Genomic DNA, 25,101 nt, shown 5'->3' on the forward strand with positions numbered 1-25,101 from the left:
CACTTGGTTTAAACCAAGTGAGGCTTAATTTTTATTATTTAAAACTTTATTTATTTAAGGTTTTCTAAACTTGCCTTCAACGTTTCTATCTTAGCTAACGCATCTGCTTCTTTCTTTTTCTCGCTAGCTACTACTTGTTCTGGCGCATTGTTTACAAAACGCTCGTTAGATAGTTTTTTCTGTACAGATTTTAAGAAACCTTCGGTATAATTTAACTCTTCAGTTAATTTTTTTATTTCGGCTTCAACATCTATAGCTCCAACCATTGGTACAAAATATTCGTTAGATTTTACTCTAAAGGTTAAAGCACCTTCAACAGGTTCAGACACATATTCTATGGTTTCAAGATTACCCATTTTTTCAATGATTGCATCAAAAGTTGGGTTAATCTTTTCATTGTTTATTACTGAAAAACCTATCGCGTCTTTAAAAGCAATATTCTTTTCTTTTCTGATAGTTCTTATTCCTGAAATTACTTCAGAAGCAAAATCAAACTCAGTTATTAAAGCCTCATTTATTGGTTTAGCTTCTGGCCAAGTCGAAACTATTAAAGCGTCTTCTGGCGTTCTTTCTTTTATTGCTTGCCAAATTTCTTCTGTAATAAATGGCATAAATGGATGCATAAGCTTTAAATTCTCTTCAAAAATTGAGATAATGGCTTGGTATGTTTTTGCATCTATTGGTTGTTGATAAGCTGGTTTTACCATTTCTAATAACCAACCACAAAAATCGTCATAAATTAACTTGTAAATAGCCATTAACGCATCGCTTAAACGGTATTTACTAAAGTGATCTTCTATTTCGATTAATGCTTTTTGGAATTTAGATTCGTACCAAGCTATCGCTGTCTTACTTGCTTCTGGTTGCTCAATATCTTCAGAAACTTCCCATAAAGTGGTTAAGTAAAATGCACTCCAGATTTTGTTACCAAAACCTTTACCTTGTTGGCATAAAGCTTCATCAAATAATAAATCGTTACCTGCTGCGCTACTTAATAATAATCCAACACGCACACCATCTGCACTGTATTCTTCAATAAGTTTTAATGCGTCTGGTGAGTTCCCTAAAGATTTACTCATTTTACGACGTTGCTTATCACGAACTAAACCTGTTAAATACACATTATTAAATGGTTTTTGCCCTTTATACTCGTAACCTGCGATAATCATACGTGCTACCCAAAAGAATAAAATATCTGGACCAGTCACCAAATCGTTTGTTGGGTAATAGTATTTGATATCTTCATTTTCTGGATGACGAATGCCGTCAAACACAGACATTGGCCATAACCAAGATGAAAACCAAGTATCTAATGCGTCTGTTTCTTGTTTTAAGTCTGAAGTTTGAAGCTCGAAGTTTGAAGTTTTTTCCTTAGCCAACTCTAGTGCTTCATTGATGTTTTCTGCAACTACAAAATCTTCTTTTCCGTCACCATAATAGTATGCCGGAATTTGTTGTCCCCAAAGTAGTTGACGAGAAATATTCCAATCACGAATATTTTCCATCCAATGGCGATACGTATTCTCAAACTTTTTAGGGAATAATTTTATATCCGCATCCTCACCTAAAACAGCTTCTATTGCTGGTTTTACCAACTCTTCCATTTTTAAGAACCATTGGTCGCTTAATCTTGGTTCGATAACTGCTTTTGTGCGCTCTGACGTTCCTACTTTATTAATATGAGTTTCGGTTTTTAATAAAATGCCTTTTTCTTCCAATTCTTTAGCAATAGCCTTACGCACCACAAAACGATCTTGACCTTCATAGTGTAAACCGTAGCTGTTTAAAGTCGCATCTTCATTAAAAATATCTACTACTTCAAGATTGTGCTTATCGCCTAACATCTTATCATTTTCGTCGTGTGCTGGCGTTACTTTTAAGCAACCTGTACCAAATTCTACATCAACATATTCATCTTCAATAATTGGAATAACACGGTTACAAATTGGCACAATCGCTTTCTTTCCACGTAAGTGTGCAAAACGTTCATCATTTGGATTGATACAAATTGCGGTATCACCAAAAATGGTTTCTGGTCTTGTTGTAGCAATGGTTAATGTATCTTCACTACCTTCAATTTTATAATTTAAGTAGTATAAGTTTCCTTGTTTTTCTTCGTAAATTACCTCTTCATCAGACAAAGTTGTTTTTGCTTCTGGATCCCAATTTACCATACGATAACCGCGATAAATTAAGCCTTTATTGTATAAATCTACAAACACTTTTATTACGGATTCGCTCATATCATCGTCCATAGTAAACTTGGTTCTATCCCAATCACAAGAACAACCTAGTTTTTTTAATTGGTCTAGGATGACGCCTCCATATTCGTTAGTCCAATCCCATGCGTGTTTTAAAAACTCGTCTCTAGTTAAATCATTTTTATCTATTCCTTGTGCTTTTAATTTTGCTACTACTTTTGCTTCTGTAGCAATAGATGCGTGATCTGTACCTGGTACCCAACAGGCGTTTTTACCTTGTAAACGCGCACGACGTATTAATACATCTTGAATGGTATTATTCAACATATGTCCCATATGTAATACTCCTGTTACGTTTGGAGGCGGAATAACTATGGTATATGGTTCTCTTTCGTCAGGTTCTGAATGAAAATAATTATGTTTCATCCAGTAGTCATACCACTTATTTTCTACGGATTTTGCATCATATTTTGATGGGATACTCATCTTTGGAATAGTTTTTGAATTATAGTTGGCAAAAATACTTATTATTCTGTTTTTGTGAAATTATATAGCAGATTAATGCACCGTTAAATTATTCAAAAGTATTTGTTTGAGTGTATTACATCTAATATTTTTGCTAGAGGAGTAAAAAGTAATTAAATTTACAAATCATTAAAATTTATATACAATGAAAAAATTAATGACATTATTATTTGTTGGCTTGATTAGTTTAACAGTTAATGCTCAAGAAAAAGTAGCAAAAATTGAATTTAAAGAAACTACAATAGACTATGGTACAATAGAAAAAGGAGCTAATGGTTTAAGAACTTTTGAATTTACTAATACAGGTGATGCACCATTAGTAATATCTGATGTTCACTCTAGCTGTGGATGTACAGTTCCTAAAAAACCTAAAGAACCAATTATGCCAGGTGAAACTGGAGAAATTGAAGTTAAATATGATACCAATAGAGTGATGCCAATCAGGAAAACAATTACCGTTTTATCTAATGCCGATACACCTTCTGTATCTTTAAAAATTAAAGGAAACGTTATTGATCCTTCAAAAACAAGCGTTTTGACTAAGAAAGAAAAAAGCGTAATGGAGCAATAATACTTTTTAAAATATTAAAAAAGCCGAAACAGTTGTTTCGGCTTTTTTTATTATTCTAATGGAGATTTTAAAATAAGTCTAAACTTACGCTCTACTCCATTTCTATTCACTATAATTTTTAATTCTTCTCCAGAATCGTCATAAAAATAACCTATCAAATTTTCTAAAGTGATATCTTGGGTATTTCTATTGTTTATAAAAGTAATTTCGTCACCTTTCATTAAACCTGATTTTTCAGCAGGTGAATTAGGTAAAATTTGATAAATAGTATAAACAGGCTTAAGGTTATATTTGTAATTAGGTTTTATAACTCCGTTAATGCTTACTGAATTTCTTCCACTAAAACTCACTGCAGAGTTTTGATCTCCACTAAGTTCCATAACCATTCTTACTCCACTATTTTCAACTAAAATTCCGCTTTTATTATAACTGAATTCTTCTTTAAAATAACTGTTAGGTTTGAGCATTAGTTTTGAATTAGAATAATCAAACACACAATTAAATCGTTTTAATATTTCGCCTCCAATTGAACCATTTCTATCTTCAAAAGATTTCATAGCAGCAATTGCCAATGTATCTGGAAACGCCACTTTAGGACTTTGTACATCAAATTTACCAAGTGCTAGTTTTTTAATTTTTGAACGTTTGCCATAAACACTTCCGCTTAATCCAGCTCCTAAATAATCAATAAATGATTTTTGAGAAATTTGTATATCATTTTCTTCATCTTCAAACAACCAAAGTGCATCACTATTACCTGAATCTAATAGTAAATTAACTGGTATATTTTTATTTGCACCAATATCTACATAAGACAAAACATAGGGTCTATTATTTTCTAAGTTTAATTCTAATACTTGGCACCTTCTGCATATTCTTAATTTGTATTCTGATGGTTTTTTAATTTTAATAAACTTTCGATTATAATTAATTTCTACAATAAAATCTTTGAAAAAATCATAACCAATAATACCATCTATAGGTATTCCTATTTTTGGCGCAAAATTTAGTTCTGGATCAAAAACGGCATAAAAAGCTTGGTCGATATTTACTGCTTCACCAATTTTAAAAGTATTATGACTAGAGCGTAAAGCTTCTAAATCATTTCCGTTACCTAATCCTCTTACTTTTATTTTTTCTGCATTTAAAATTTGTAAAGAATCTGCAGCTTTTAAAAAATTAAAAACTATAGGTTTACTAACACCTGTATCTAATAAAAAAGTTAATTCTAAGCCATTAACTTCAACAGGAATCAATATGACATTATTTATTAATTCAAACCTGATTTTATCTGAAGTTTCACCTTCCGGAAGCATATATATACTCTGCGAATAAAGACCCTGAAAAGCTGTAAAAATTAAAAAAAATATGATTTTACTAGGGTGCATTCATCAATTCTAAAAATTATGTCCTTTTAAATTTACAAATCTTTAATTACTTAATACTTTTTAGTTGGTATTATTTGAATTATTCTCTAATAATTTTCGCAAATTTGCAGTACAAATATTAATTAGTATGCCAGTAATTTCAAAAAAGGGGCAATCAATGCCTCAATCACCTATAAGAAAGTTAGTTCCTTACGCAGAACAAGCCTATAAAGAAGGAAAAACTGTTTACCATTTAAACATAGGACAACCTGATATAAAAACTCCACAAGTTGCTTTAGACGCTGTGAAAGTTCACTCTTTAGATATTTTAGCTTACACAAGATCTGAAGGCTCTGAAGAATACCGCAAAAAAATAGCAGATTATTATGCAAAAAACGATATACACGTAAAGCATGATGATATTATTGTAACTACTGGTGGTAGCGAAGCATTATTGTTTGCTTTTGGTAGTATTATGGATGTTGATGACGAAGTTATAATACCAGAACCTTTTTATGCTAATTACAACGGATTTTCTACTGCTTCTGGCGTAAAAGTTGTACCTGTAATTTCAAAAATTGAAGACAGCTTTGCTTTACCTGCAATAGAAGAATTTGAAAAACTAATCACGCCAAAAACAAAAGCAATATTAATTTGCAATCCAGGTAATCCAACGGGTTATTTATATTCTAAAGAAGAAATTAAAAAGCTAGCCGAAATCGTAAAAAAACACGATCTATTTTTAATAGCTGATGAAGTGTATCGCGAGTTTGCTTACGATGGAGCAAAACACTACTCTATCTTACAAGAAAAAGGTTTAGAAGACTACGCTATAGTTATAGATTCTGTATCAAAAAGATATAGCATGTGTGGCGCACGTATTGGATGCTTAGTTTCTAAAAGCAAAGAAGTTATAGCTACAGCATTAAAATTTGCACAAGCACGATTAAGTCCGCCAACATTAGCGCAAATTGCAAGCGAAGCCGCTTTACAAACACCACAAAGTTATTTTGATGAAGTAAATAAAGAATATGTAGAACGTCGAAACGTTTTAATAGAAGAATTAAGTAAAATTGAAGGTGTAAAAGTAGCAAAACCAAAAGGTGCTTTTTATTGTATTGCTGAGTTACCAGTTAAAAATGCAGATAAATTTGCGCAGTGGTTATTAGAATCTTTTGATGTTAATAAAGAAACCATTATGGTTGCTCCTGCTGCTGGTTTTTATAGCTCACCAAACGTAGGTCTAAACCAAATAAGAATTGCCTACGTATTAAATAAAGAAAGTTTGGTAAAAGCCGTAAACATTTTAAAAGAAGCGCTTAAAGTTTACAAAGATTAGTGCAGGTACAGCATAACATATCATTAAAACCTTACAATACTTTTGGTATTGATGTTAAGGCAAAGCAATTTGTTTCAGTTGAAAATATAGACGATTTAAGAGCTATATTTTCTACTGAAGAATTTCCTAATAAATTTATTATTGGCGGCGGTAGCAATATGCTATTAACTAAAGATGTTGATGCGCTTGTCATTCATTTAAACCTAAAAGGAAAAACTATAGTTTCTGAAAACGATAATCACGTTTTTATCAAAGCTAAAGCTGGAGAAAACTGGCACGATTTTGTACTTTGGACATTAGTCCAAAACTATGGCGGGTTAGAGAACATGTCTTTAATACCTGGTAATGTTGGTACATCTCCAATACAAAATATTGGTGCTTACGGTGTAGAGCTTAAAGATGTTTTTGAGTCTTGCGAAGTCTTAAACTTAGACACTTTAACTATTGAAACTTTAACCAACAAAGACTGTAATTTTGACTACCGTAATTCAATTTTTAAAAATGAGGCTAAAGGCAAATACATTATTTTAAATGTTACTTTTAAGCTAACAAAAAACAACCATAATTTACACACTAATTATGGCGCAATAATTTCTCAATTAGAAACAATGAATGTTACAAATCCAACCATTCAAGATGTTTCTAAAGCTGTAATTGCTATAAGACAAAGTAAATTACCAGATCCAAAAGAGATTGGTAATTCTGGTAGTTTTTTTAAAAATCCAGTTATTTCAACTGAACAATTTAAAGAGCTACAACGTAATTTTCCTGATGCACCTCATTATGTGATTTCAGAAACTGAGGTTAAAGTACCTGCTGGTTGGCTAATAGAAACCGCTGGTTTTAAAGGAAAAACTTTTGACAATTACGGTGTGCACAAAAAACAAGCTTTGGTTTTGGTTAATTATGGTGGCGCAAAAGGCGAAGATATTCTTCAGCTTTCAAAATTGATACAAAAAACAATTTATCGTATATTTAATATTTCTATTGAAGCCGAAGTAAATATTTTTTAAAAATCACTTCAAAAAGATAAAACTAACTAACTCTTAAAACTGCATATTTGGACTTTTCAATTGAAGACAGCATTATTGAGCACCTAAAAAATGGCGATAAAAAAGCCATTAATCTTCTGTATGAAAATTATGCAGATGCACTTTTTGGGGTCATTAAAAAGGTAATTAGTGACGACGATTTAGCTCAAGACGTCCTACAAATAACCTTAATTAAAGTCTGGAAAAAAGGCAAAAGCTATGACCCAGAAAAAGCCAAATTATTTACGTGGTTATATCGTATTGCATACAACTCTGCAATAGACAAAGTTAGATCTGTAAATAATAAAGCAACTAAGGAAATCCAAATCGAAAATTCAAACGTATATAGACTGACAACCAAAAGTTTAAATGAAGATGTGATGGATATAAAAAAACACCTTCACACTTTAGAATTTAAATATCAGGAAGTCATTAACGCACTGTTTTTTGAAGGTATGACTCAACAAGAAGCAAGCGAAGAATTAAATATACCTTTGGGAACGATAAAATCTAGATTGAAAATTGCGTTACGTGAATTGAAAAAAATTTACAACCCTTAATTGTAAAATGTGATGAATGTAAATGAACAAATAACTACTTTTTTAAACTCTAATTTATTAGATAAATACTTGATAGGTCAAACTACAACTTCAGAATCTGTAGAAGTAGAACACTACATAAACACCTATCCAGAAGTTAAAAAAGTTTACGAACAACTACAGGATAAGTTAGAGCTTTCTGCTCAAATTAATGCTGTAAAAGCACCTGAAAATGCATTAGATAATATATTAAATGCATTAGAAGAAGAAACGCCTGTTATACCAATGCAACCTAAAAAACCAAGAAAGAAATGGTTTAGCTTAGCAATTGCTGCTAGTGTTGCTGCACTACTTTTTGCTAGTAGTTCTGCATATTTATATGTGCAAAACTCAAATCTTTCTAGCGAGAATCAAGTAATTGTAGACGAGATTTTTGACCTTAGAAGTGATATTGCAAAAAACAACAATCGTTTAAATGACATTTTAGAACAGTTTAAGCAACTTAACAATCCTGAGACTGAAAAGTATGTGTTACAAGGTAACCGTAGCGCAAAAGATTTAAAAACTGTAGCCTACATCAATCCAAAAGAAAAAAAATCTATGATAGATGTAGTGTCTTTACCTCAATTACCAGATGATCAAGTCTATCAAATCTGGGCAGATATACAAGGTAAAATGGTTAGCTTAGGTATTTTAACAGAAGCAGATAGAAAACTTCAAGAGATACCTTACACAGAAGATGCTTTAGGTTTAAGTATTTCTGTTGAACCAAAAGGCGGAAGCTTAGAGCGATCTAACGACACACCTGTTGCAGAAATCTCTTTAAAGCTTAATGAATAAAACATTTCAAACTAACAATAAACAAAAAGCCATACTAAAAAGTATGGCTTTTTGTTTGGTTTAAATTGTATTAAAATTAATATCTTTGCAACAACAAAAAAAGACACTTTATTTTGAAACTTTTATTAATAACATTATTACTTCTAGGATTAGGTATTGCTGGTATTGCTATAAAAATTTGGGCAAAAAAAGACGGTAAATTTGCAGGTACTTGTGCTAGTCAAAACCCAATGCTAAATAAAGATGGTGATGCTTGTGGTTTTTGCGGAAAAACTCCAGATCAATTCGATTCGTGTAACGAGCCTCAACATTCTTAATAAAACATGATTTTACTTGATATACTGTTCTACAGTTTTATAATTGTAGTTATCATTCAAGTATTATACTATGCTGTACTTTTTGGCAGTTTTGCTTTTTCTAAAACAGCATCAAAATCTACTAAAAGCAATTTACCTATTTCGGTCATTATTTGTGCTAAAAATGAAGCCGAAAACATCAAACGTTTTTTACCTTCAATTTTAAATCAAGATTATCCAAACTTTGAAGTTGTTTTAATTAACGACGCTTCTATTGATGACACTTTAGATGTTTTTGAAGCTTTCGCTGAAAAGCATAAAAATATAAAAATTGTAAACGTAGAAAACAACGAAGCGTTTTGGGCTAACAAAAAATACGCGCTTACTTTGGGTATAAAAGCTGCAAAACACAAACATTTACTGTTTACAGACGCAGATTGTACACCTGTTTCTGACCAATGGATTACTAAAATGGCTTCGCATTACAGCGAACAAAAAACTATTGTTCTAGGTTATGGCGCTTACCAAAAAGTTAAAAACTCATTTTTAAATAAACTTATTAGATACGAAACCTTACTTACTGCAACACAATATTTTTCTTTTGCCAAAATAGGCATACCATATATGGGCGTTGGCAGAAATCTTGCTTATCATAGTGAAGAATTTTTTAACACTAACGGTTTTATAAATCACATAAAAATAAGATCTGGTGACGACGATTTATTTATTAACGAAGTCGCTACAGAGAAGAATACAACCATCTGCACTCTTCCAGAAAGTTTTACCACTTCTATACCTAAAACTACTTTTAAAAGTTGGTTTAGACAAAAACGCAGACACGTCTCTACTGCTAAGCTATACAAGTTTAAGCATAAATCTTTGTTAGCTTTATTTTACATTAGTCAAGTTTTGTTTTGGATTTTAGGAATAACTCTTATTTCAATACTTTATTTATGGCCTTTTGTTTTAGGTATTATTGTTTTAAGATTTACGCTTCAATTTTTTAGCATTGGTTTTTCAGCAAAAAAATTAAATGAAATTGATGTTATTTTATTGCTACCAGTTTTAGAAATTTCTTTACTTGCCTTACAATTCTGTATCTTTATAAATAATATAATTTCAAAACCTAATTATTGGAAATAAAAGACGCCATAAAAAAGGCTAAAAACAACGATCAAAAAGCGTTTAAATATTTACTAAACACTTATTGGGATCAAGTTTACGGATTTCAATTAAAACGTGTTGAAAATGAAAATGACGCAGAAGATATTACTATTCAAACTTTTTCTAGAGCATTTGACAGAATTGAAACGTTTGACGAAAATTATACTTTTAGCACATGGCTAATTACCATTTCTAAAAACATACATATTGATATAATTAGGAAAGAAAAACACTCGATAAAACATGCGCTTTCTAGAACAGATGATGAAGTTTTTCATGTCTTAGATGAAACACCTTCTGTAGAAGACAAACTTATTACCGAGCAAAATCTAGCCAAGTTACTTAGAGACATTAAAAAACTAAAACCGCATTATCAAGAGGTTATAAACCTAAGATATTTTCAAGAATATAGTTACAAAGAAATTTCTGAAGAACTTAACGAGCCCATCAACAACGTAAAAGTTAAATTATTACGTGCAAAAAAACTGTTAGCAGAAATTATTCAGAAAAAATAATGGCTTTCAATATAAAAAAATTAGGTCCTGGTTTATTGTTTGCTGGTGCAGCAATTGGCGTCTCGCATTTAGTACAATCTACACGTGCTGGTGCCGAGTTTGGATTTGGTTTTATTTGGGCATTATTACTCATTAATTTTATAAAATATCCTTTCTTTCAGTTTGGACCAAGGTATGCTTTAGCAACCGGAGAAAGTCTTTTGGATGGTTATAAAAAAATGAGCAAAAGCGTTTTAGTCACTTATTTCGTGCTCACTTTTTTAACCATGTTTACTATTCAAACCGCAGTTACCATAGTTACTGCTGGTTTGGCAAGTTCGTTATTTGGAGATTTTATTTCTGTTGAAGCTTGGACCGTAATCATCCTTGCTATTTGCCTGGGTATTATTCTTCGTGGTCGCTATAAATTTCTTGATTTATTGATGAAAATTATAGTCATTGCTCTAACAATAAGCACTTTAATTGCTGTTGTTTTAGCCTTAACGGGAAATGCTAAACCAATTTCATTTGCACAAATTATTCCAGATAATGCCGAAAGCATTGGATTTTTAATCGCCTTTATGGGTTGGATGCCAGCACCATTAGATGTTTCGATTTGGCAATCGCTTTGGGCTTTAGAGAAACAAAAAGACACCTACAATTACGACGTAAAAACTTCATTATTTGATTTTAATGTTGGCTTTATCGCTGCTATTTTTGTTGGTATTGGTTTTATTGCTCTTGGCGCTTTAGTTATGTTTAATTCTAGCGAAGTGATTAGCCCAAAAGCATCTGTTTTTTCTAACCAACTAATTAGTATGTATACACAACAATTAGGTAATTGGTCTTATGTTATTATTGGTTTAGCAGCGTTCACAACCATGTTTAGCACAACACTTACTACTTTAGATGCCTCACCAAGAGCGATGCATAAAACCACTGAGCTAGTTTTTGAAAGCTCACAAAAAAATGGGTTTTTAATTTGGACGTTGATACTGGTAATAGGCACAATTTCAATCTTTTTCTTTTTAAAATCAGAAATGGGATTTCTTATACAAGTCGCTACAATTTTATCTTTTGTTACCGCTCCTTTTTATGCAATAATCAATTACAAATTAATTTGTAGCAAACACACACCAAAAGAATGGCAACCAAAAAAAGGACTTCGTCTTTTAAGCTGGATCGGTATTATCTTTTTAATAGGATTTAGTATTTGGTACTTAACCAGCCTAAAGTTTTAAATCACATTAATAACTCGTATCTTTGTGCGTAGAAAAATAAACTATGAATACAGAGAACGCTTCAAATATATTACCAGAAAGAAAACCTAAACCAAAATGGTTACGCGTTAAATTACCTACTGGTAAAAAATACACCGAATTAAGAGGCTTAGTAGACAAGTACAATTTAAACACTATTTGTACTTCTGGAAGCTGTCCAAATATGGGCGAATGTTGGGGAGAAGGAACTGCTACCTTCATGATTTTAGGTAACGTTTGTACTCGATCTTGTGGTTTTTGTGGTGTAAAAACAGGAAGACCAGAAGATGTAGATTGGGACGAACCTGAAAAAGTAGCGCGCTCTATCAAAATAATGAAAATTAAACACGCCGTTTTAACCAGTGTTGATAGAGACGATTTGAAAGACATGGGAAGCATCATGTGGGCAGAAACTGTAAAAGCAGTACGACGCATGAATCCTGAAACGACAATGGAGACTTTAATTCCAGATTTTCAAGGTATAGAAATGCATCTTTATAGACTTATTGATGTTGCTCCAGAAGTTATTTCGCATAACATAGAAACCGTAAGACGCTTAACCAGAGAAGTTCGTATTCAAGCAAAATACGACCGTAGTATGCAAGTTTTAAAATATTTAAAACAGCAAGGTCAACGTCGTACTAAATCTGGAATTATGTTAGGTTTAGGTGAAACTAGAGAAGAAGTTATTGAAACACTTCACGATCTTAAAGAAAACGACGTAGATGTTGTAACTATTGGGCAATACCTTCAACCAAGTAAAAAACATTTACCTGTTAAACGTTTTATCATGCCTGACGAGTTTAAAGAATATGAAGAAATAGGTCTTAAACTAGGTTTTAGACATGTAGAAAGTAGCGCGTTAGTTCGTTCATCTTATAAAGCTCAAAAACATATAAACTAATGATAACGGTTGCTATTAACGGTTTCGGTCGTATTGGTAGACGTGTTTTTAGATTATTACACAATCATCCATCTATAAAGGTAGTTGCAGTCAATGATTTGGCAGACGCTAAAACATTAGCACATTTATTAAAATACGATAGCATTCATGGTGTTTTTCCTGCTGAAATTACTTCAACAGAAAATACTATTGTAGTTAATGATGAGTCGGTTACATTATTCAACAAAAAACATCCTAAAGACATTAATTGGTCTTTAGTCAATCCTGATTTTGTAATTGAATCTACAGGAAAATTTAAAACTTCTGAAGATTTAGAATTTCATTTAAAAAACGGAGCTAATCGAGTAATCTTAAGTGTTCCTCCAATAGAAGATGATATTAAAACTATTGTTTTAGGTGTTAATGAAAGTAGTATTAATGGTGATGAAAAGATAATTTCTAACGCGTCTTGTACTACTAACAATGCTGCACCAATGATTAGTGTTATTAACGATTTATGTGGTATTGACCAAGCTTATATTACCACTGTACATTCTTACACTACAGATCAGAGTTTACACGATCAACCACATCGTGATTTACGTCGTGCCAGAGCTGCAGGACAGAGCATTGTACCAACAACAACTGGTGCTGCTAAAGCGTTAACGAAGATTTTCCCAGATTTATCAGATGTTATTGGTGGTTGCGGTATTAGAGTACCTGTTGCTAATGGATCGTTAACAGACATTACATTTAATGTAAAAAAAACGGTAACGATTCAAGAAGTAAACGAAGCATTTAAAAATGCTGCAAACACTAAGTTTAAAGGTGTTTTAGAATATACCGAAGACCCTATTGTATCTATTGATATTGTAGGAAATAAACACTCATGCATATTTGATGCTCAAATGACATCGGTAATAGGAAACATGGTAAAAATTATAGGTTGGTACGATAATGAAACTGGATATTCTAGCAGAATTATTGACATTATAATCAATTTATCGAATAAATAATTACTTTTATCGGATAAATATTTATATTTGTTTGATATGTAATGCTATGCGTACCCTAACCAAAACATACCTACTCTATTTTATTTTCTGTCTATTTGGACTAAATCTTTTTGCACAACAGGATTTGTCTCAAACAGAAATTGATGCTATTAAAGATAAGATAGATTTTGACATTAGCTTTGCTCAAAACAACATAGATAACAACGAATTTTACAAAGCTCAAGACGATTTAGAACAAGCTTTAGAATTAGCAAAACAAATTAATGACAACAAGAGCATTGGTTTAATCTACTCTAAAATGGGTAAATTGTATTACATACAAGAAAACCCAGAAGAAGCCACTAAAATATTAGTAAAAGCTATTGAAAAACAACGTTTTGCAAAAGACAACATTAATATTGCTGAAACTTATAAAACTTTAGGTTTAGTTTATCTTAAACAAAAAAAAGAATACAACAACGCAATAGATTATTTTAATTCTGCTGAAGTCATTTTTGAAAATGAAGACTTACACTCTTACGAAGCAGAAACCAAAATGTATAAAGCAGATGCTTATTTCATTTTAAAAAATTATGATTTAGCTCGCGATTTATATGAAGAAGTTATCAGCTTATCTAAACGCTACCAACACAATCAATTACTTAGCACAAGCTACCTAAAGTTAGGACAAACAAAAGCTGCATTAGGTAATATTACAGAAGCAGAAAACTTAGCTAATCTTGGATTTCAGATTGCAGAAAAAAATGGTTTTATTGATATTTTAAGTATTGGGTACAAAGTAAAAAGCGACATTAAAGAAGCTGCTGGAGAATACAAAGCATCTAACACCTTATTAAAAAAACACCTAAAATTAAATGACTCTTTACTAAAAGTGAAACGTTCTCACTTAGCAGAAGATAAAAAATTAGAGTTTTTATATGAAAACCCAGTAGAATATCAAGAAGAAAGAGAAGCAGATTTACAAAAAGAAGCTAATTCTTCTTGGTTAGAAAAATTAACTACCATCTTAAGTATTGCGTTAATTACCATTCTATCTTTACTAACATTATCACTTTACAAAAACAACAATATTAGATTAAAATCTAACAACATCTTACATAAGAAAAATGCAGAGCTTACCATTGCTATGGAAAAAGCAGAATTGGCAACAAAAACTAAAGCCAACTTCTTATCTACAGTAACGCACGAGTTAAGAACACCTTTATACGCAGTAACTGGTTTAACAAATATGCTGCTAGAAGAAAACCCAAAACCAGAACAAGTACAGCATTTAAAATCCTTAAAATTTTCAGGAGATTATCTACTTACTTTTATTAATGACATTCTTCAAATTAATAAAATTGAAGCCAATAAAGTAGATATAGAACCTGAAGTTTTCAATCTTAAAAAGAAAGTAGAAAATGTTATTTCTGCACTAAATAATTCTGCGTTAGATAACAATATTAAAATTCATTTTGAATACGACCGTAATCTGCCAGAAAATTTTAATGCCGATCAATTGAAAATTTCTCAAATCTTAATAAACCTTATCGGTAACTCAATAAAATTTACCAAAGACGGGGATATTTGGATTAGAATTATTCAGCAAAAGATTTCTGGTGATAACCTAGAAGTAAGATTTGAAATTGAAGACAATGGTATAGGAATAAGTGAAGAAAAGCAGCAAAACTTATTTGAAAGTTTCTCTCAAGGCTCAATTCAAATTAACAGAAAATACGGAGGAACAGGTTTAGGGCTTTCAATCGTAAAAGGATTAATAGACATTTTAAAAGGAAAAATTTATTTAAAAAGTGAACTAGGAAAAGGAACCACTTTTTACTTTGAATTACCTTTAAAAAGAAGTCACGAAGAAGTTAAAGTAGAAAAAACGACTTACTTTAAAGATGTAGACGAAATAGAATTAAGTAACATTAAGATTTTAGTTGTAGAAGACAACAAAATTAACCAAATGATTACACGTAAAATTCTAAATAAAATGAATTTATACTGTGACGTTGTAGATAATGGTGAAGAAGCTGTAGACAAAGTTAAAACAGGCAGTTACGATGTTGTTTTAATGGATATACACATGCCTGGAATAAGCGGTATTGAAGCCACAAGAATGATTAGAGCATTTGATAGAGAATTAACCATTTTTGCATTAACAGCAGTTACTATTGAAGATAAAATGCAAGAATTTGATGAAGCTGGTTTTACAGACATCATACCTAAACCTTTTAAACAAGAAGATTTTGAGCGTAAACTTTACAATGCTTTAATGTCTGAAGGTTCTCAAATTAGCCAAGAGTAAACGCTTTAACTAAAGCATCAAATTGTTCTGAATTATCAATAACCGTTTTAATTGGTAAAAAGTATAATTTACCTTTTAAAACAGCTTCATTTTTAAGACGCATATAATCTTTTTCAGTAGTTACAATTCTTTCTAATTTTGAAAGCTTTTTTACATCATCAGCAGTGAAATTATGATGATCTTTAAACTCGATATGATTAAAATCTAATTGCTGTGATTTTAGATAATTTACTAAAGGCTTTGCGTTTGCAATACCTGTAACTAAAGTGAAAGACTTTAACGCTTTTAAACCAACTTTCTGTGTTTCATTTAAAACTGAATCATTATAACTAATATGACTAAAAAACACATGCTGATACACCTTTGGTTTCAATTTTAAAACAATAGCTTCTTTATCATTTTGACTCAAAAATTCAGGACATTTAGTCACCACAATTATATTAGCTCTTTTTGCCCCTTTTTTTGGTTCTCGTAGATTTCCTGTTGGTAAAACAAAGTCATCTACATAAAGATTGTTATACGTTGTTAGTAAAATATTATAACCTGCTTTTACTTTTCTATGCTGAAAAGCATCATCCAAAATAACAACTTCAGGCTTTGTTTTTAAAGCTCTTAAAGTTGCAATACCATGTTGCCTGTCTTCATCTACTGCTACTGTAATTTCATCTTTAAATTTATGATAAAATTGAAATGGCTCATCACCTAATTCAGTCGCTGTAATATTGTTTTCTGCTAATAAAAAACCTTTTGTTTTTCTTCCGTAACCTCTACTTAAAGTAGCTAAATTGGTTTCATCTTTTAACAATCTAATCAAATACTCAACCATTGGTGTTTTTCCTGTACCGCCAGCACTTAAATTACCAACACAGATTATAGGAAAATCATAGCTCGTGGACTTAAACCAACCTTTATCGTAAGCTAAATTTCTAAACCAAGTCACTAAAAAATAAATTGGCACAAAGGGAAAAAGTATGATTCTTATAAACTTCATTTTAAGATAAAATTTCTGTTTTGTTTTAACAGATTACAGTAACGAAAGTAAATATTTTATATTTGTTTTAAATTATTAAACCTAAAAAAGTATGCTAATAAAAGACATTATTAACGCTTTAGAAGAAGATGCACCATTACACTATGCAGAAGATTTTGACAATGTTGGTCTTTTGGTTGGCAATAAAAATACCGAAGTAACTTCAACTTTAATCACACTAGACACAACTGAAAATGTTGTTGAAGAAGCTATCGAAAAAAACTGCAACTTAATTATCAGCTTTCATCCAATCATTTTTAAAGGTTTAAAAAGCTTGACAGGCAAAAATTATGTAGAGCGCACTGTGTTAAAAGCCATAAAAAATGACATTGCTATTTATGCAATTCATACCGCTTTAGACAATTATAAAAAAGGTGTTAATGCTATGCTTTGTGACCAATTAGGCTTAATTAATCAGCGTATTTTAATTCCGCAAAAGCAAACCATAAAAAAACTAACTACTTTTGTTCCTAAAGCAGAAGCAGAACAACTTCGCAGTGCTCTATTTAATGCTGGAGCAGGTAGTATTGGGAATTATAATCATTGTAGTTTTAATGTAGAAGGTGTTGGCACTTTTAATCCTAACGAAGACGCAAATCCTACTATTGGAAATAAAGGTGAAACACATTTCGAAAACGAAACAAAAATTGGCATTACTTATCCTAAACATTTAGAACATAAAGTTTTAGAAACATTGTTTAAAACACATTCTTATGAAGAGGTTGCTTATGAAGTAACCACTTTAGAAAATACAAATCAAAATATAGGAATGGGAATGATTGCAGAGTTTGAAACCGCTATGACAGAAGTTGATTTTTTAAATCATCTGAAGCAAAAAATGAAGGTTTCCAACATTAGACACACACAACTTTTAGAAAAACCAATCAAAAAAGTAGCTGTTTTAGGTGGTTCTGGTAGTTTTGCTATCGGCAATGCAAAAGCGTCAGGCGCAGACGCTTATGTCACTGCAGACCTTAAATATCATGACTTTTTTCAAGCAGAAAACAACATCCTTTTAGCAGATATTGGACATTACGAAAGCGAACAGTACACAAAAAACGGTTTAGTAGCAATACTTACAAAAAAAATTCCTAATTTTGCATTCGTTTTATCAAACACAAATACCAATCCTGTTAAGTATTTTTAAAATATGGCAAAGAAGAAAGAAGCAACAGTAGAAGAACGCTTAAGAGCATTATACGATCTACAATTAATCGACTCTAGAATAGACGAGATAAGAAACGTTCGTGGAGAACTACCTTTAGAGGTAAGTGATTTAGAAGATGAAGTTGCGGGATTAAAAACTAGACTTGACAAACTAGAAGAAAGTCTTAATAACATTGACACTGAAATTTCTGATAGAAAAAATTTAATTGAAGAATCTAAAGCTTTAATTAAAAAATATACAGAACAACAAAAAAATGTTAGAAATAATAGAGAATTTAACTCTTTAAGCAAAGAAATTGAATATCAAGAATTAGAAATTCAATTAGCAGAAAAACACATTAAAGAATTCAAAGCTCAAATCGAGCAAAAGAAAGAAGTAATTGCTAAAACTAAAGAGCATACTAAAGATCGTGAAACACACTTAAAACATAAAAAAGGTGAGTTAGACGCTATCTTAAAAGAAACAGAAAAAGAAGAAAAAGCTTTAATAGAAAAATCTGAAGAGTCTAAAGACAAAATTGAAGATCGCTTAGTAAAAGCTTACGAAAGAATAAGAGCAAACGTAAAAAATGGATTAGCTGTTGTACCAATTGAAAGAGGTGCATCTGGTGGTTCTTACTTTACAATTCCACCACAAGTGCAAATGGAAATTGCATCACGTAAAAAAATTATTACAGACGAGCACAGTGGACGTATCTTAGTAGATTCGGCTTTAGCAGACGAAGAGCAAGAAAAAATGAACAAGTTATTTGCTAAGTTATCATCTTAAGCTATATAACAAAACAAATATTTTATCAGAGTCTTCAATAAATTGAAGGCTCTTTTTTTTTAAGACAATTTTATAAAAAAATAAATTAAGGCTTTAGTAATTTTTACGTCTAAAGATGAAAAAGAAATTTATTATGAAACGATTACTACCTATCCTATTACTTACGCTACTTTTTAGCTGTAATAATCAAGCTCAAACAAATCCAAAACAAGAAGCAGTAAAAAATGCTAAGCCTATTGAAGTGCCTTTAAAAAACGGATTAGCTAAAGCATATTTTGCTAGTGGCTGTTTTTGGTGTGTAGAAGCTGTTTACGAAAGTGTTAAAGGTGTAGATGAAGCTATTAGTGGTTATTCTGGCGGATATACACAAAACCCAACTTACGAGCAAAGCAACACTGGATTAACAGGTCATGCCGAAGCTGTAGAAGTTATTTATGATCCTAAAATTGTTAGCTTTTCAACCTTAGTTGATGTGTATTTTGCATCTCAAAACCCAACACAAGTTAACGGACAAGGACCAGATCGAGGATCTCAATACCGTTCTATTATTTTTTATCAAAATGATGTACAAAAGAAAATTATAGAAGAGAAAAAAGCAGCTTTAGCAAAACAATTAAACGCTACAATTGCTGCTGAAGTCTATCCGTTTCAAAAATTTTGGAAAGCAGAAGCTTATCACCAAAATTATGAAAAGTTACATCCTGAAAACCCATATATACAGAACGTTTCTATACCGCGTTTAAAAAAGTTTCAAGCTAAAATACCGGAAGTTTTAAAGGAAAAGCATTAAACCTTCCTAGCTTTTACTTCAAAAATTAAAGGGTACAATTTATCTTTAGTAACGTACATTTCAGATTTAGTTTTTTCTAAATTTGGAAGTACGTTATAAGGACTTTCATCATACTCGTTTAAATAATCAATACGTAGACCAGCTTCGGTTAAGGCGTTAATAACTTCGCTTAAACCATGGTTCCAACCGTATTCTTTACTTATCATTTTAGAATCAGTATCTGCGTAAGTCCCTTCGTATTCTTCATAAATAGCTTCATCTTGCATGTAACCATATTTCATTTTTGGTTGTCCTTCTAAATAATCAAACATCCAAACTATTGGATGAAACTCAACCATATAAAATGTACCTCCTTCTTTTAAACGCTCTGCAATCATTTTTCCCCAAGGTTTTAAATCTGGCAACCAACCGATTACGCCATAACTGGTAAAAACAATATCAAACTGTTCTTTTACATGTTGCGATGTATCTAAAACATTACAACACACAAAATTAGCATCTAATTTTAACTGATCATTTAATTGCTGTGCTAGCTTAACACCTTCGTCACTTAAATCTACTCCAGTACACTTTGCGCCTAACCTGCTCCAACTTAGGGTGTCTTGACCAAAGTGACATTGCAAATGCAATAAAGACTTACCTTTTACGTCTGGCAAAGCATTTAACTCATAAATGTTAAGAGAGTTTTCACCATTTATAAATGCTTCTAATTTGTAAAAATCACTATTTGCATGTGCTTTTACTTTTTCATTCCAAGTAGCTTTGTTTGTACTAAAGGCGTCGTTTAAGTCTTTCATTTTTATAAAATATTGATCCTAAATTTCATCTAAATTAAACTAAAAAAGTGATTCCGAATTTCAATTACGTAACTTTACAAAAAAACTTATGAGATTACTTTTCACAATTTCAATCCTTTCACTTTTACTTTTTAGTTGTAAAAACGAAACTAAACCAGCTCAAAAAAAAGAAACAAAATCGCTTACAACTGCTGAAAAAATAGCAAATAATTACGGTTTTAAACACTTTAAAGACATTACCGAAATTGATTTTACCTTTAATGTAGATAGAGATAGCTCGCATTTTGAACGCTCTTGGATTTGGAAACCAAAATCTAACAAAGTCACCTTAATTACCACAAAAGATACGATTACTTATAATCGTAAATCTGTTGACAGCACAAACATAAAAGCCGACCAAGCATTTATAAATGATAAATTTTGGCTGCTGGCACCTTTTCAGTTAATCTGGGATAAAAGCGCTACAATAAGTGAAGTTTCAAAAGAAAATACACCAATAAGCAATATTGAATCCAACAAAATAACGTTAACCTATCCAGATAAAGGCGGTTACACACCAGGCGATGCTTACGATTTTTATTTTAATGATAATTACCAAATCACAGAATGGGTTTTTAGACAAGGTAACAGCAAGGATCCTTCTATGATTAATACTTGGGAAGATTATCAAAATTTTAATGGATTAAACCTTAGTTTAACACATAAAAACAAAGAAGGTAATTTTAAACTTTACTTTACAAATATTAAGGTTGTTAAATAAATATTAAACCCAAACTACTTAACATCCAACCACAAAAAACAACACGTATATATAGCATAATAAGGTTAAAATCCCGCGTTATGCGTCTATATATATTCAAAGCGCTTCATTAAAAAAATGAAGTGCTTTATTTTTGATTTATTATCCTTATTTTTATACTCAGATTACAAAAATCAACTAAAACTAAAAGCACATTGTCTGACTATAAAAAAGGTCTTGATTACGCAAAAACACAAGACCAAAACGATTCTTTAGCGCAATACCGCAGTCAATTTCATATTCCAAAAGACAAAGACGGAAATGATTGGTTATACTTTACAGGAAACTCGCTTGGACTACAACCAAAAAGCACGCAAAAATACATTCAACAAGAGTTAAACGATTGGGCAAACCTTGGTGTAGAAGGTCATTTTGATGCCAAAAACCCATGGATGCCGTATCACGAATTCTTGACTGAAAGCATGGCAAAAATCGTAGGCGCAAAACCTATTGAAGTTGTAGTGATGAATACGCTAACCACTAATCTACACTTGCTAATGGTTAGTTTTTATCAACCAACAAAAACCAAATACAAAATTGTAATTGAAAGTGATGCCTTTCCGTCAGATCGATATGCTGTGCAAACACAACTAGATTTTCATGGTTTTGATGCTAATGAAGGTTTAATTGAATGGAAACCTCGTGAAGGCGAAGAATTACTAAACATTGAAGATTTAGAAAACATTTTAGACCAACAAGGTGATGAAATTGCTTTACTTTTAATTGGTGGCGTTAATTATTACACAGGTCAATATTTAGATATAAAGCGTATTGCCGAATTAGGTCACGCCAAAAACTGTATGGTTGGTATCGATTTAGCGCATGGAGCAGGAAATATCCAACCAGAATTACATAATTCTGGAGTCGATTTTGCAGCTTGGTGTACTTACAAATATTTAAATTCTGGACCAGGTAGTTTAGCAGGTCTTTTCGTTCACGAAAAACACGCACACAATAAAGATTTAAAACGTTTTGCAGGTTGGTGGAGTCACAATAAAGACACACGTTTTAACATGCGTCAGCCATTAGATGTTACACCTGGCGCCGAAGGTTGGCAACTTAGTAATCCGCCAATTTTATCTATGGCTGCCATAAAAGCGTCATTAGATATGTTTAATGAGGTTGGTATGGAAGCTTTACGCGAAAAATCAGAACAACTAACAGGTTATTTTGAGTTTTTAATTAATGAATTAAACAACGATAAAATAAAAATAATCACACCAACAGATTCAAAACAACGTGGTTGCCAACTATCTATTCAAGTTAAAGATGCCGATAAAAGTTTACATCACAAATTAACCGAAGCCAACATTATTACAGACTGGCGCGAACCTGATGTTATACGTTGCGCACCAGTACCACTTTATAACAGTTTTGAAGATGTATTTAGAATGGTTGAAAAGTTGAAAGAAATTTTATAGATGAAAAATATTTTTTCACTAATAAAGGATGAAAATATTTTACTCAAAATCAAGAAAAAGTCAGAAGCAAGTTTTTGGGAATATCAAATTTTAGGTCTGTTCTATTATCTTTTTAATTTAAGCTTTGACTATTTTATAATAACTGACAAAAAAATAGTTTATGTAATAAAAGATAAATTAATAAAAATTGCTGAATACAGTGATTTTTCAACCTTAGAATTTAATTCTAAAAACGATATTTTTTCTTATAAAAACATTGATAATCAAGAACAAAAATTAAATTTAAAAAGACTTAGATTATCATATGAAGAAATTCAAAAAATAAAGAAAGTATTGAATCATAATATTTAGACACTTGATTAAACAAGGATAAAATAATGAAACAAAAAGAAAACATATTAATCATTGGCGCAGGTTTATGCGGTTCACTTTTAGCACTACGTTTAGCACAAAGAGGTTACAACGTTAATGTTTACGAAAGCAGACCAGATCTACGCACAACAGACATTTCCGCAGGAAAATCAATCAATCTTGCCTTATCAGATCGCGGTTTTAAAGCCTTACGTCTAGCTAATGTTGAAGATAAAGCGCGAGAGATTTGCATACCAATGAAAGGCCGATTAATTCATGATATTGAAGGCAACACCTTTGCATCCAACTATTCTGGTCGTGATAATGAATACATCAACTCAATTTCAAGAGGCGATTTAAACGGAATGTTATTAACTGAAGCCGATAAATACGACAATCTAACCATTCATTTTAATACAGAATGTGAAACGGTGGATTTAGATACAAACACCGTTCATTTTGTAAACCGAAACACAAAAGAAACGTTAAACGTCACTGCAGATGTTATCTTTGGTACAGATGGCGCAGGTTCAGAATTAAGAAAAAGCTACTTTTTGCAGCGTAAATTCTTGTTTAGTTTTTCTCAAAATTTCTTAACGCACGGTTATAAAGAATTAGAAATTCCTGCAGCAGTAGATGGAAGTCATCAAATCAGTAAAGATTATTTACACATTTGGCCAAGAGGCGAATATATGCTTATCGCTTTAGCTAATTTAGATGGAAGTTTTACGGTAACTCTGTTTTTAGGACATGAAGAAGGTACTTATAATTTCAAAGATTTAGATAGTGAAAACAAAATAAAAGCCTTTTTCCAAGAGCAATTTCCTGATGCTTTAGCGCTAATTCCAAATATTGCTGATGAATTTGCAAACAATCCAACAGGCGCGTTAGGGACTATAAAATGTTCACCTTGGCATTATAAAGGCAATACTTTAATTTTAGGTGATGCGGCGCATGCTGTTGTTCCGTTTTACGGTCAAGGAATGAATGCCTCTTTTGAAGATGTTGCTGTTTTAGATAGCATTATCGATAAACATGAAGGCGATTGGGAAACCATTTTTAAAACCTACCAATCGGTTAGAAAAGCAGATGCAGATGCTATTGGCGAATTAGCAGAAGAAAACTATTACGAAATGCGAGATCATGTTGCTAATCCAATTTTCAAGAAAAAACGCCAGCTAGAAATGCAATTAGAAAAGCATTTCCCAGAGCAATATTTTTCAAAATATTCGATGGTCACATTCAATGAAAATATTGGCTATAACGAAGCTATGACCAAAGGTCGTGCGCAAGACAAAGCCATTTTAAACATGATTGCAGACAACGAGATTGATTTAAATGATGACCTTTCAGTTTTATTAAAAATAGTAAAAGAAAAAACTAACGACATTATTGATGACGACAACGTTGCAAAAACGATGCGTCACTAAATTCCTGCGAAAGCAGGAATCTCATAAAAAATATAAACTCTGAATCAACACTTCGACAAGCTCAGTGTGACAATTCAGAAAAAAACATTAGGAAAGTAAAGTCCTTAAAATCAATTCGCAGAATTGAAAGTCAAAATTCAGAAATAATGAGCAAAGGAATGAAGATGCAAAGCCCAGCTTTAAGCACGAAATTCCAAAAGCGAATGATGCTTTAGCAATTTCCTAATTTTGATATGATTTTTTGGTTCGTTTTGCATCAAGGCAAAATGAACATAAATAAAAAATGAAAAACATGAGTGAAAATAAAAATGAGGTTCCTGCTTCAGCAGGAACTAAAGTAACACCAAGAGGCGCATATCCACATGTAAAAGTGGTCGGCGATTTCATTTTCGTTTCAGGAACCAGTTCAAGACGCGCAGACAATACTATTGCTGGTGTGGAACTTATTGACGAAATGAACACCAAAAAATTAGATATCGAAGTTCAAACCAGAGAAGTTTTAAAAAACATCGATAAAAATTTACAAACCGTTGGCGCAAGTCTAAAAGACGTTGTTGATGTGACTACTTTTTTAGTAAACATGAACGATTTTGCAGGTTACAACAAAGCCTACGCCGAGTTTTTTGAAAAAGCTACTGGACCAACAAGAACAACTGTTGCTGTACACCAATTACCACATCCAGATTTATTGGTTGAGATTAAGGTGATGGCGTATAAGAAGCAATAAAAAAA

General features: G+C 31.6%; 24 protein-coding genes. 20 read left to right on the top strand and 4 right to left on the bottom strand.

Annotated elements, in window-relative coordinates:
- Positions 1-50 precede the first annotated feature (50 nt).
- Positions 51-2,687, bottom strand: a complete 2,637-nt coding sequence (locus WA327_RS00540; protein WP_336065243.1) for a valine--tRNA ligase — start codon at positions 2,685-2,687, stop codon at positions 51-53.
- 184 nt (positions 2,688-2,871) lie between these two features.
- Here WA327_RS00540 and WA327_RS00545 point away from each other — a divergent pair, with 184 nt between their 5' ends.
- Entirely contained in the window at positions 2,872-3,297 is a 426-nt protein-coding gene (locus WA327_RS00545; RefSeq protein ID WP_336065245.1) for a DUF1573 domain-containing protein, read from the top strand.
- Positions 3,298-3,347: 50 nt separating this feature from the next.
- On the opposite strand, the gene WA327_RS00550 is transcribed toward WA327_RS00545, so the two are convergent.
- Entirely contained in the window at positions 3,348-4,613 is a 1,266-nt protein-coding gene (locus WA327_RS00550) for an aspartyl protease family protein (protein ID WP_336065247.1), read from the bottom strand.
- 199 nt (positions 4,614-4,812) lie between these two features.
- Here WA327_RS00550 and WA327_RS00555 point away from each other — a divergent pair, with 199 nt between their 5' ends.
- The 11 genes from WA327_RS00555 (at position 4,813) to WA327_RS00605 (ending at position 15,815) form a co-directional block, all read left to right on the top strand.
- Positions 4,813-6,003, top strand: coding sequence for a pyridoxal phosphate-dependent aminotransferase (locus tag WA327_RS00555; RefSeq protein WP_336065249.1), 1,191 nt, complete (start codon positions 4,813-4,815; stop codon positions 6,001-6,003).
- Positions 6,003-7,016, top strand: a complete 1,014-nt coding sequence (gene murB / locus WA327_RS00560; RefSeq protein ID WP_336065252.1) for a UDP-N-acetylmuramate dehydrogenase — start codon at positions 6,003-6,005, stop codon at positions 7,014-7,016. Before WA327_RS00555 ends, murB begins: the two co-directional genes overlap by 1 nt.
- Positions 7,017-7,063: 47 nt before the next feature.
- Complete coding sequence (locus tag WA327_RS00565) at positions 7,064-7,594, top strand: sigma-70 family RNA polymerase sigma factor (protein ID WP_336065254.1); 531 nt, start codon at positions 7,064-7,066, stop codon at positions 7,592-7,594.
- A 12-nt stretch (positions 7,595-7,606) separates the two neighbouring features.
- Positions 7,607-8,413 (top strand): anti-sigma factor, encoded by an 807-nt coding sequence (locus WA327_RS00570; protein WP_336065256.1) that lies wholly within the window; start codon positions 7,607-7,609, stop codon positions 8,411-8,413.
- 113 nt (positions 8,414-8,526) lie between these two features.
- The gene (locus tag WA327_RS00575) at positions 8,527-8,730 is read left to right on the top strand and encodes a hypothetical protein (RefSeq protein ID WP_027880259.1); all 204 of its coding nucleotides are present in this window, start codon (positions 8,527-8,529) and stop codon (positions 8,728-8,730) included.
- A 6-nt stretch (positions 8,731-8,736) separates the two neighbouring features.
- On the top strand, positions 8,737-9,852 hold the full coding sequence (locus WA327_RS00580; protein ID WP_336065259.1) for a glycosyltransferase: 1,116 nt from the start codon (positions 8,737-8,739) through the stop codon (positions 9,850-9,852).
- Positions 9,843-10,388, top strand: coding sequence for a sigma-70 family RNA polymerase sigma factor (locus WA327_RS00585; protein ID WP_336065260.1), 546 nt, complete (start codon positions 9,843-9,845; stop codon positions 10,386-10,388). The genes WA327_RS00580 and WA327_RS00585 overlap by 10 nt, the downstream gene beginning before the upstream one ends.
- Complete coding sequence (locus WA327_RS00590; RefSeq protein ID WP_336065262.1) at positions 10,388-11,608, top strand: Nramp family divalent metal transporter; 1,221 nt, start codon at positions 10,388-10,390, stop codon at positions 11,606-11,608. The genes WA327_RS00585 and WA327_RS00590 overlap by 1 nt, the downstream gene beginning before the upstream one ends.
- A gap of 43 nt (positions 11,609-11,651) precedes the next feature.
- Positions 11,652-12,530 carry a lipoyl synthase gene (lipA, locus tag WA327_RS00595; RefSeq protein ID WP_336065264.1) on the top strand — a complete coding sequence of 293 codons (879 nt, stop codon included), beginning with the start codon at positions 11,652-11,654 and terminating at the stop codon, positions 12,528-12,530.
- Entirely contained in the window at positions 12,530-13,525 is a 996-nt protein-coding gene (gap, locus tag WA327_RS00600; RefSeq protein ID WP_336065266.1) for a type I glyceraldehyde-3-phosphate dehydrogenase, read from the top strand. The genes lipA and gap overlap by 1 nt, the downstream gene beginning before the upstream one ends.
- Before the next feature lie 46 nt (positions 13,526-13,571).
- Complete coding sequence (locus tag WA327_RS00605) at positions 13,572-15,815, top strand: ATP-binding protein (RefSeq protein WP_336065269.1); 2,244 nt, start codon at positions 13,572-13,574, stop codon at positions 15,813-15,815.
- Here WA327_RS00605 and lpxK read toward each other — a convergent pair.
- Positions 15,802-16,806 carry a tetraacyldisaccharide 4'-kinase gene (gene lpxK, locus WA327_RS00610; RefSeq protein WP_336065272.1) on the bottom strand — a complete coding sequence of 335 codons (1,005 nt, stop codon included), beginning with the start codon at positions 16,804-16,806 and terminating at the stop codon, positions 15,802-15,804. The genes WA327_RS00605 and lpxK overlap by 14 nt on opposite strands.
- 91 nt (positions 16,807-16,897) lie before the next feature.
- Between lpxK and WA327_RS00615 the strand changes: the two genes are divergently transcribed.
- From WA327_RS00615 to msrA, 3 genes are all read left to right on the top strand, one after another.
- Positions 16,898-17,992 carry a Nif3-like dinuclear metal center hexameric protein gene (locus tag WA327_RS00615; protein ID WP_336065275.1) on the top strand — a complete coding sequence of 365 codons (1,095 nt, stop codon included), beginning with the start codon at positions 16,898-16,900 and terminating at the stop codon, positions 17,990-17,992.
- A gap of 3 nt (positions 17,993-17,995) precedes the next feature.
- Complete coding sequence (locus tag WA327_RS00620; RefSeq protein ID WP_336065277.1) at positions 17,996-18,781, top strand: C4-type zinc ribbon domain-containing protein; 786 nt, start codon at positions 17,996-17,998, stop codon at positions 18,779-18,781.
- A 133-nt stretch (positions 18,782-18,914) separates the two neighbouring features.
- Positions 18,915-19,571 (top strand): peptide-methionine (S)-S-oxide reductase MsrA, encoded by a 657-nt coding sequence (msrA, locus tag WA327_RS00625; RefSeq protein ID WP_336065279.1) that lies wholly within the window; start codon positions 18,915-18,917, stop codon positions 19,569-19,571.
- Here msrA and WA327_RS00630 read toward each other — a convergent pair.
- Complete coding sequence (locus WA327_RS00630) at positions 19,568-20,368, bottom strand: class I SAM-dependent methyltransferase (protein WP_336065282.1); 801 nt, start codon at positions 20,366-20,368, stop codon at positions 19,568-19,570. The genes msrA and WA327_RS00630 overlap by 4 nt on opposite strands.
- An 88-nt stretch (positions 20,369-20,456) precedes the next feature.
- On the opposite strand from WA327_RS00630, the gene WA327_RS00635 reads away from it, so the two are divergent.
- The 5 genes from WA327_RS00635 (at position 20,457) to WA327_RS00655 (ending at position 25,096) form a co-directional block, all read left to right on the top strand.
- On the top strand, positions 20,457-21,128 hold the full coding sequence (locus tag WA327_RS00635) for a hypothetical protein (protein WP_336065284.1): 672 nt from the start codon (positions 20,457-20,459) through the stop codon (positions 21,126-21,128).
- Positions 21,129-21,322: 194 nt separating this feature from the next.
- The gene (gene kynU, locus WA327_RS00640) at positions 21,323-22,588 is read left to right on the top strand and encodes a kynureninase (protein WP_336065286.1); all 1,266 of its coding nucleotides are present in this window, start codon (positions 21,323-21,325) and stop codon (positions 22,586-22,588) included.
- A complete protein-coding gene (locus tag WA327_RS00645; RefSeq protein WP_331808342.1) occupies positions 22,589-22,939 on the top strand; it encodes a hypothetical protein in 351 nt (116 codons plus the stop codon).
- A gap of 26 nt (positions 22,940-22,965) precedes the next feature.
- On the top strand, positions 22,966-24,369 hold the full coding sequence (locus WA327_RS00650; protein ID WP_336065289.1) for an NAD(P)/FAD-dependent oxidoreductase: 1,404 nt from the start codon (positions 22,966-22,968) through the stop codon (positions 24,367-24,369).
- Positions 24,370-24,661: 292 nt separating this feature from the next.
- Complete coding sequence (locus WA327_RS00655; protein ID WP_336065290.1) at positions 24,662-25,096, top strand: RidA family protein; 435 nt, start codon at positions 24,662-24,664, stop codon at positions 25,094-25,096.
- Positions 25,097-25,101: the final 5 nt, after the last annotated feature.

Origin of the sequence: Mesoflavibacter sp. CH_XMU1404-2, from assembly GCF_037029465.1 — a bacterium.
GTDB lineage: Bacteria > Bacteroidota > Bacteroidia > Flavobacteriales > Flavobacteriaceae > Mesoflavibacter.

Coding starts and splice junctions, on each gene's coding strand:
- WA327_RS00655 (WP_336065290.1), top strand. CDS start 24,662: ATGAGTGAAAATAAAAATGAGGTTCCTGCTTCAGCAGGAACTAAAGTA.
- WA327_RS00650 (WP_336065289.1), top strand. CDS start 22,966: ATGAAACAAAAAGAAAACATATTAATCATTGGCGCAGGTTTATGCGGT.
- WA327_RS00620 (WP_336065277.1), top strand. CDS start 17,996: ATGGCAAAGAAGAAAGAAGCAACAGTAGAAGAACGCTTAAGAGCATTA.
- msrA (WP_336065279.1), top strand. CDS start 18,915: ATGAAACGATTACTACCTATCCTATTACTTACGCTACTTTTTAGCTGT.
- WA327_RS00545 (WP_336065245.1), top strand. CDS start 2,872: ATGAAAAAATTAATGACATTATTATTTGTTGGCTTGATTAGTTTAACA.
- WA327_RS00630 (WP_336065282.1), bottom strand. CDS start 20,368: ATGAAAGACTTAAACGACGCCTTTAGTACAAACAAAGCTACTTGGAAT.
- WA327_RS00540 (WP_336065243.1), bottom strand. CDS start 2,687: ATGAGTATCCCATCAAAATATGATGCAAAATCCGTAGAAAATAAGTGG.
- WA327_RS00605 (WP_336065269.1), top strand. CDS start 13,572: ATGCGTACCCTAACCAAAACATACCTACTCTATTTTATTTTCTGTCTA.
- gap (WP_336065266.1), top strand. CDS start 12,530: ATGATAACGGTTGCTATTAACGGTTTCGGTCGTATTGGTAGACGTGTT.
- WA327_RS00580 (WP_336065259.1), top strand. CDS start 8,737: ATGATTTTACTTGATATACTGTTCTACAGTTTTATAATTGTAGTTATC.
- WA327_RS00645 (WP_331808342.1), top strand. CDS start 22,589: ATGAAAAATATTTTTTCACTAATAAAGGATGAAAATATTTTACTCAAA.
- WA327_RS00615 (WP_336065275.1), top strand. CDS start 16,898: ATGCTAATAAAAGACATTATTAACGCTTTAGAAGAAGATGCACCATTA.
- WA327_RS00635 (WP_336065284.1), top strand. CDS start 20,457: ATGAGATTACTTTTCACAATTTCAATCCTTTCACTTTTACTTTTTAGT.
- WA327_RS00590 (WP_336065262.1), top strand. CDS start 10,388: ATGGCTTTCAATATAAAAAAATTAGGTCCTGGTTTATTGTTTGCTGGT.
- WA327_RS00570 (WP_336065256.1), top strand. CDS start 7,607: ATGAATGTAAATGAACAAATAACTACTTTTTTAAACTCTAATTTATTA.
- WA327_RS00555 (WP_336065249.1), top strand. CDS start 4,813: ATGCCAGTAATTTCAAAAAAGGGGCAATCAATGCCTCAATCACCTATA.
- lipA (WP_336065264.1), top strand. CDS start 11,652: ATGAATACAGAGAACGCTTCAAATATATTACCAGAAAGAAAACCTAAA.
- lpxK (WP_336065272.1), bottom strand. CDS start 16,806: ATGAAGTTTATAAGAATCATACTTTTTCCCTTTGTGCCAATTTATTTT.
- WA327_RS00550 (WP_336065247.1), bottom strand. CDS start 4,613: ATGCTTCCGGAAGGTGAAACTTCAGATAAAATCAGGTTTGAATTAATA.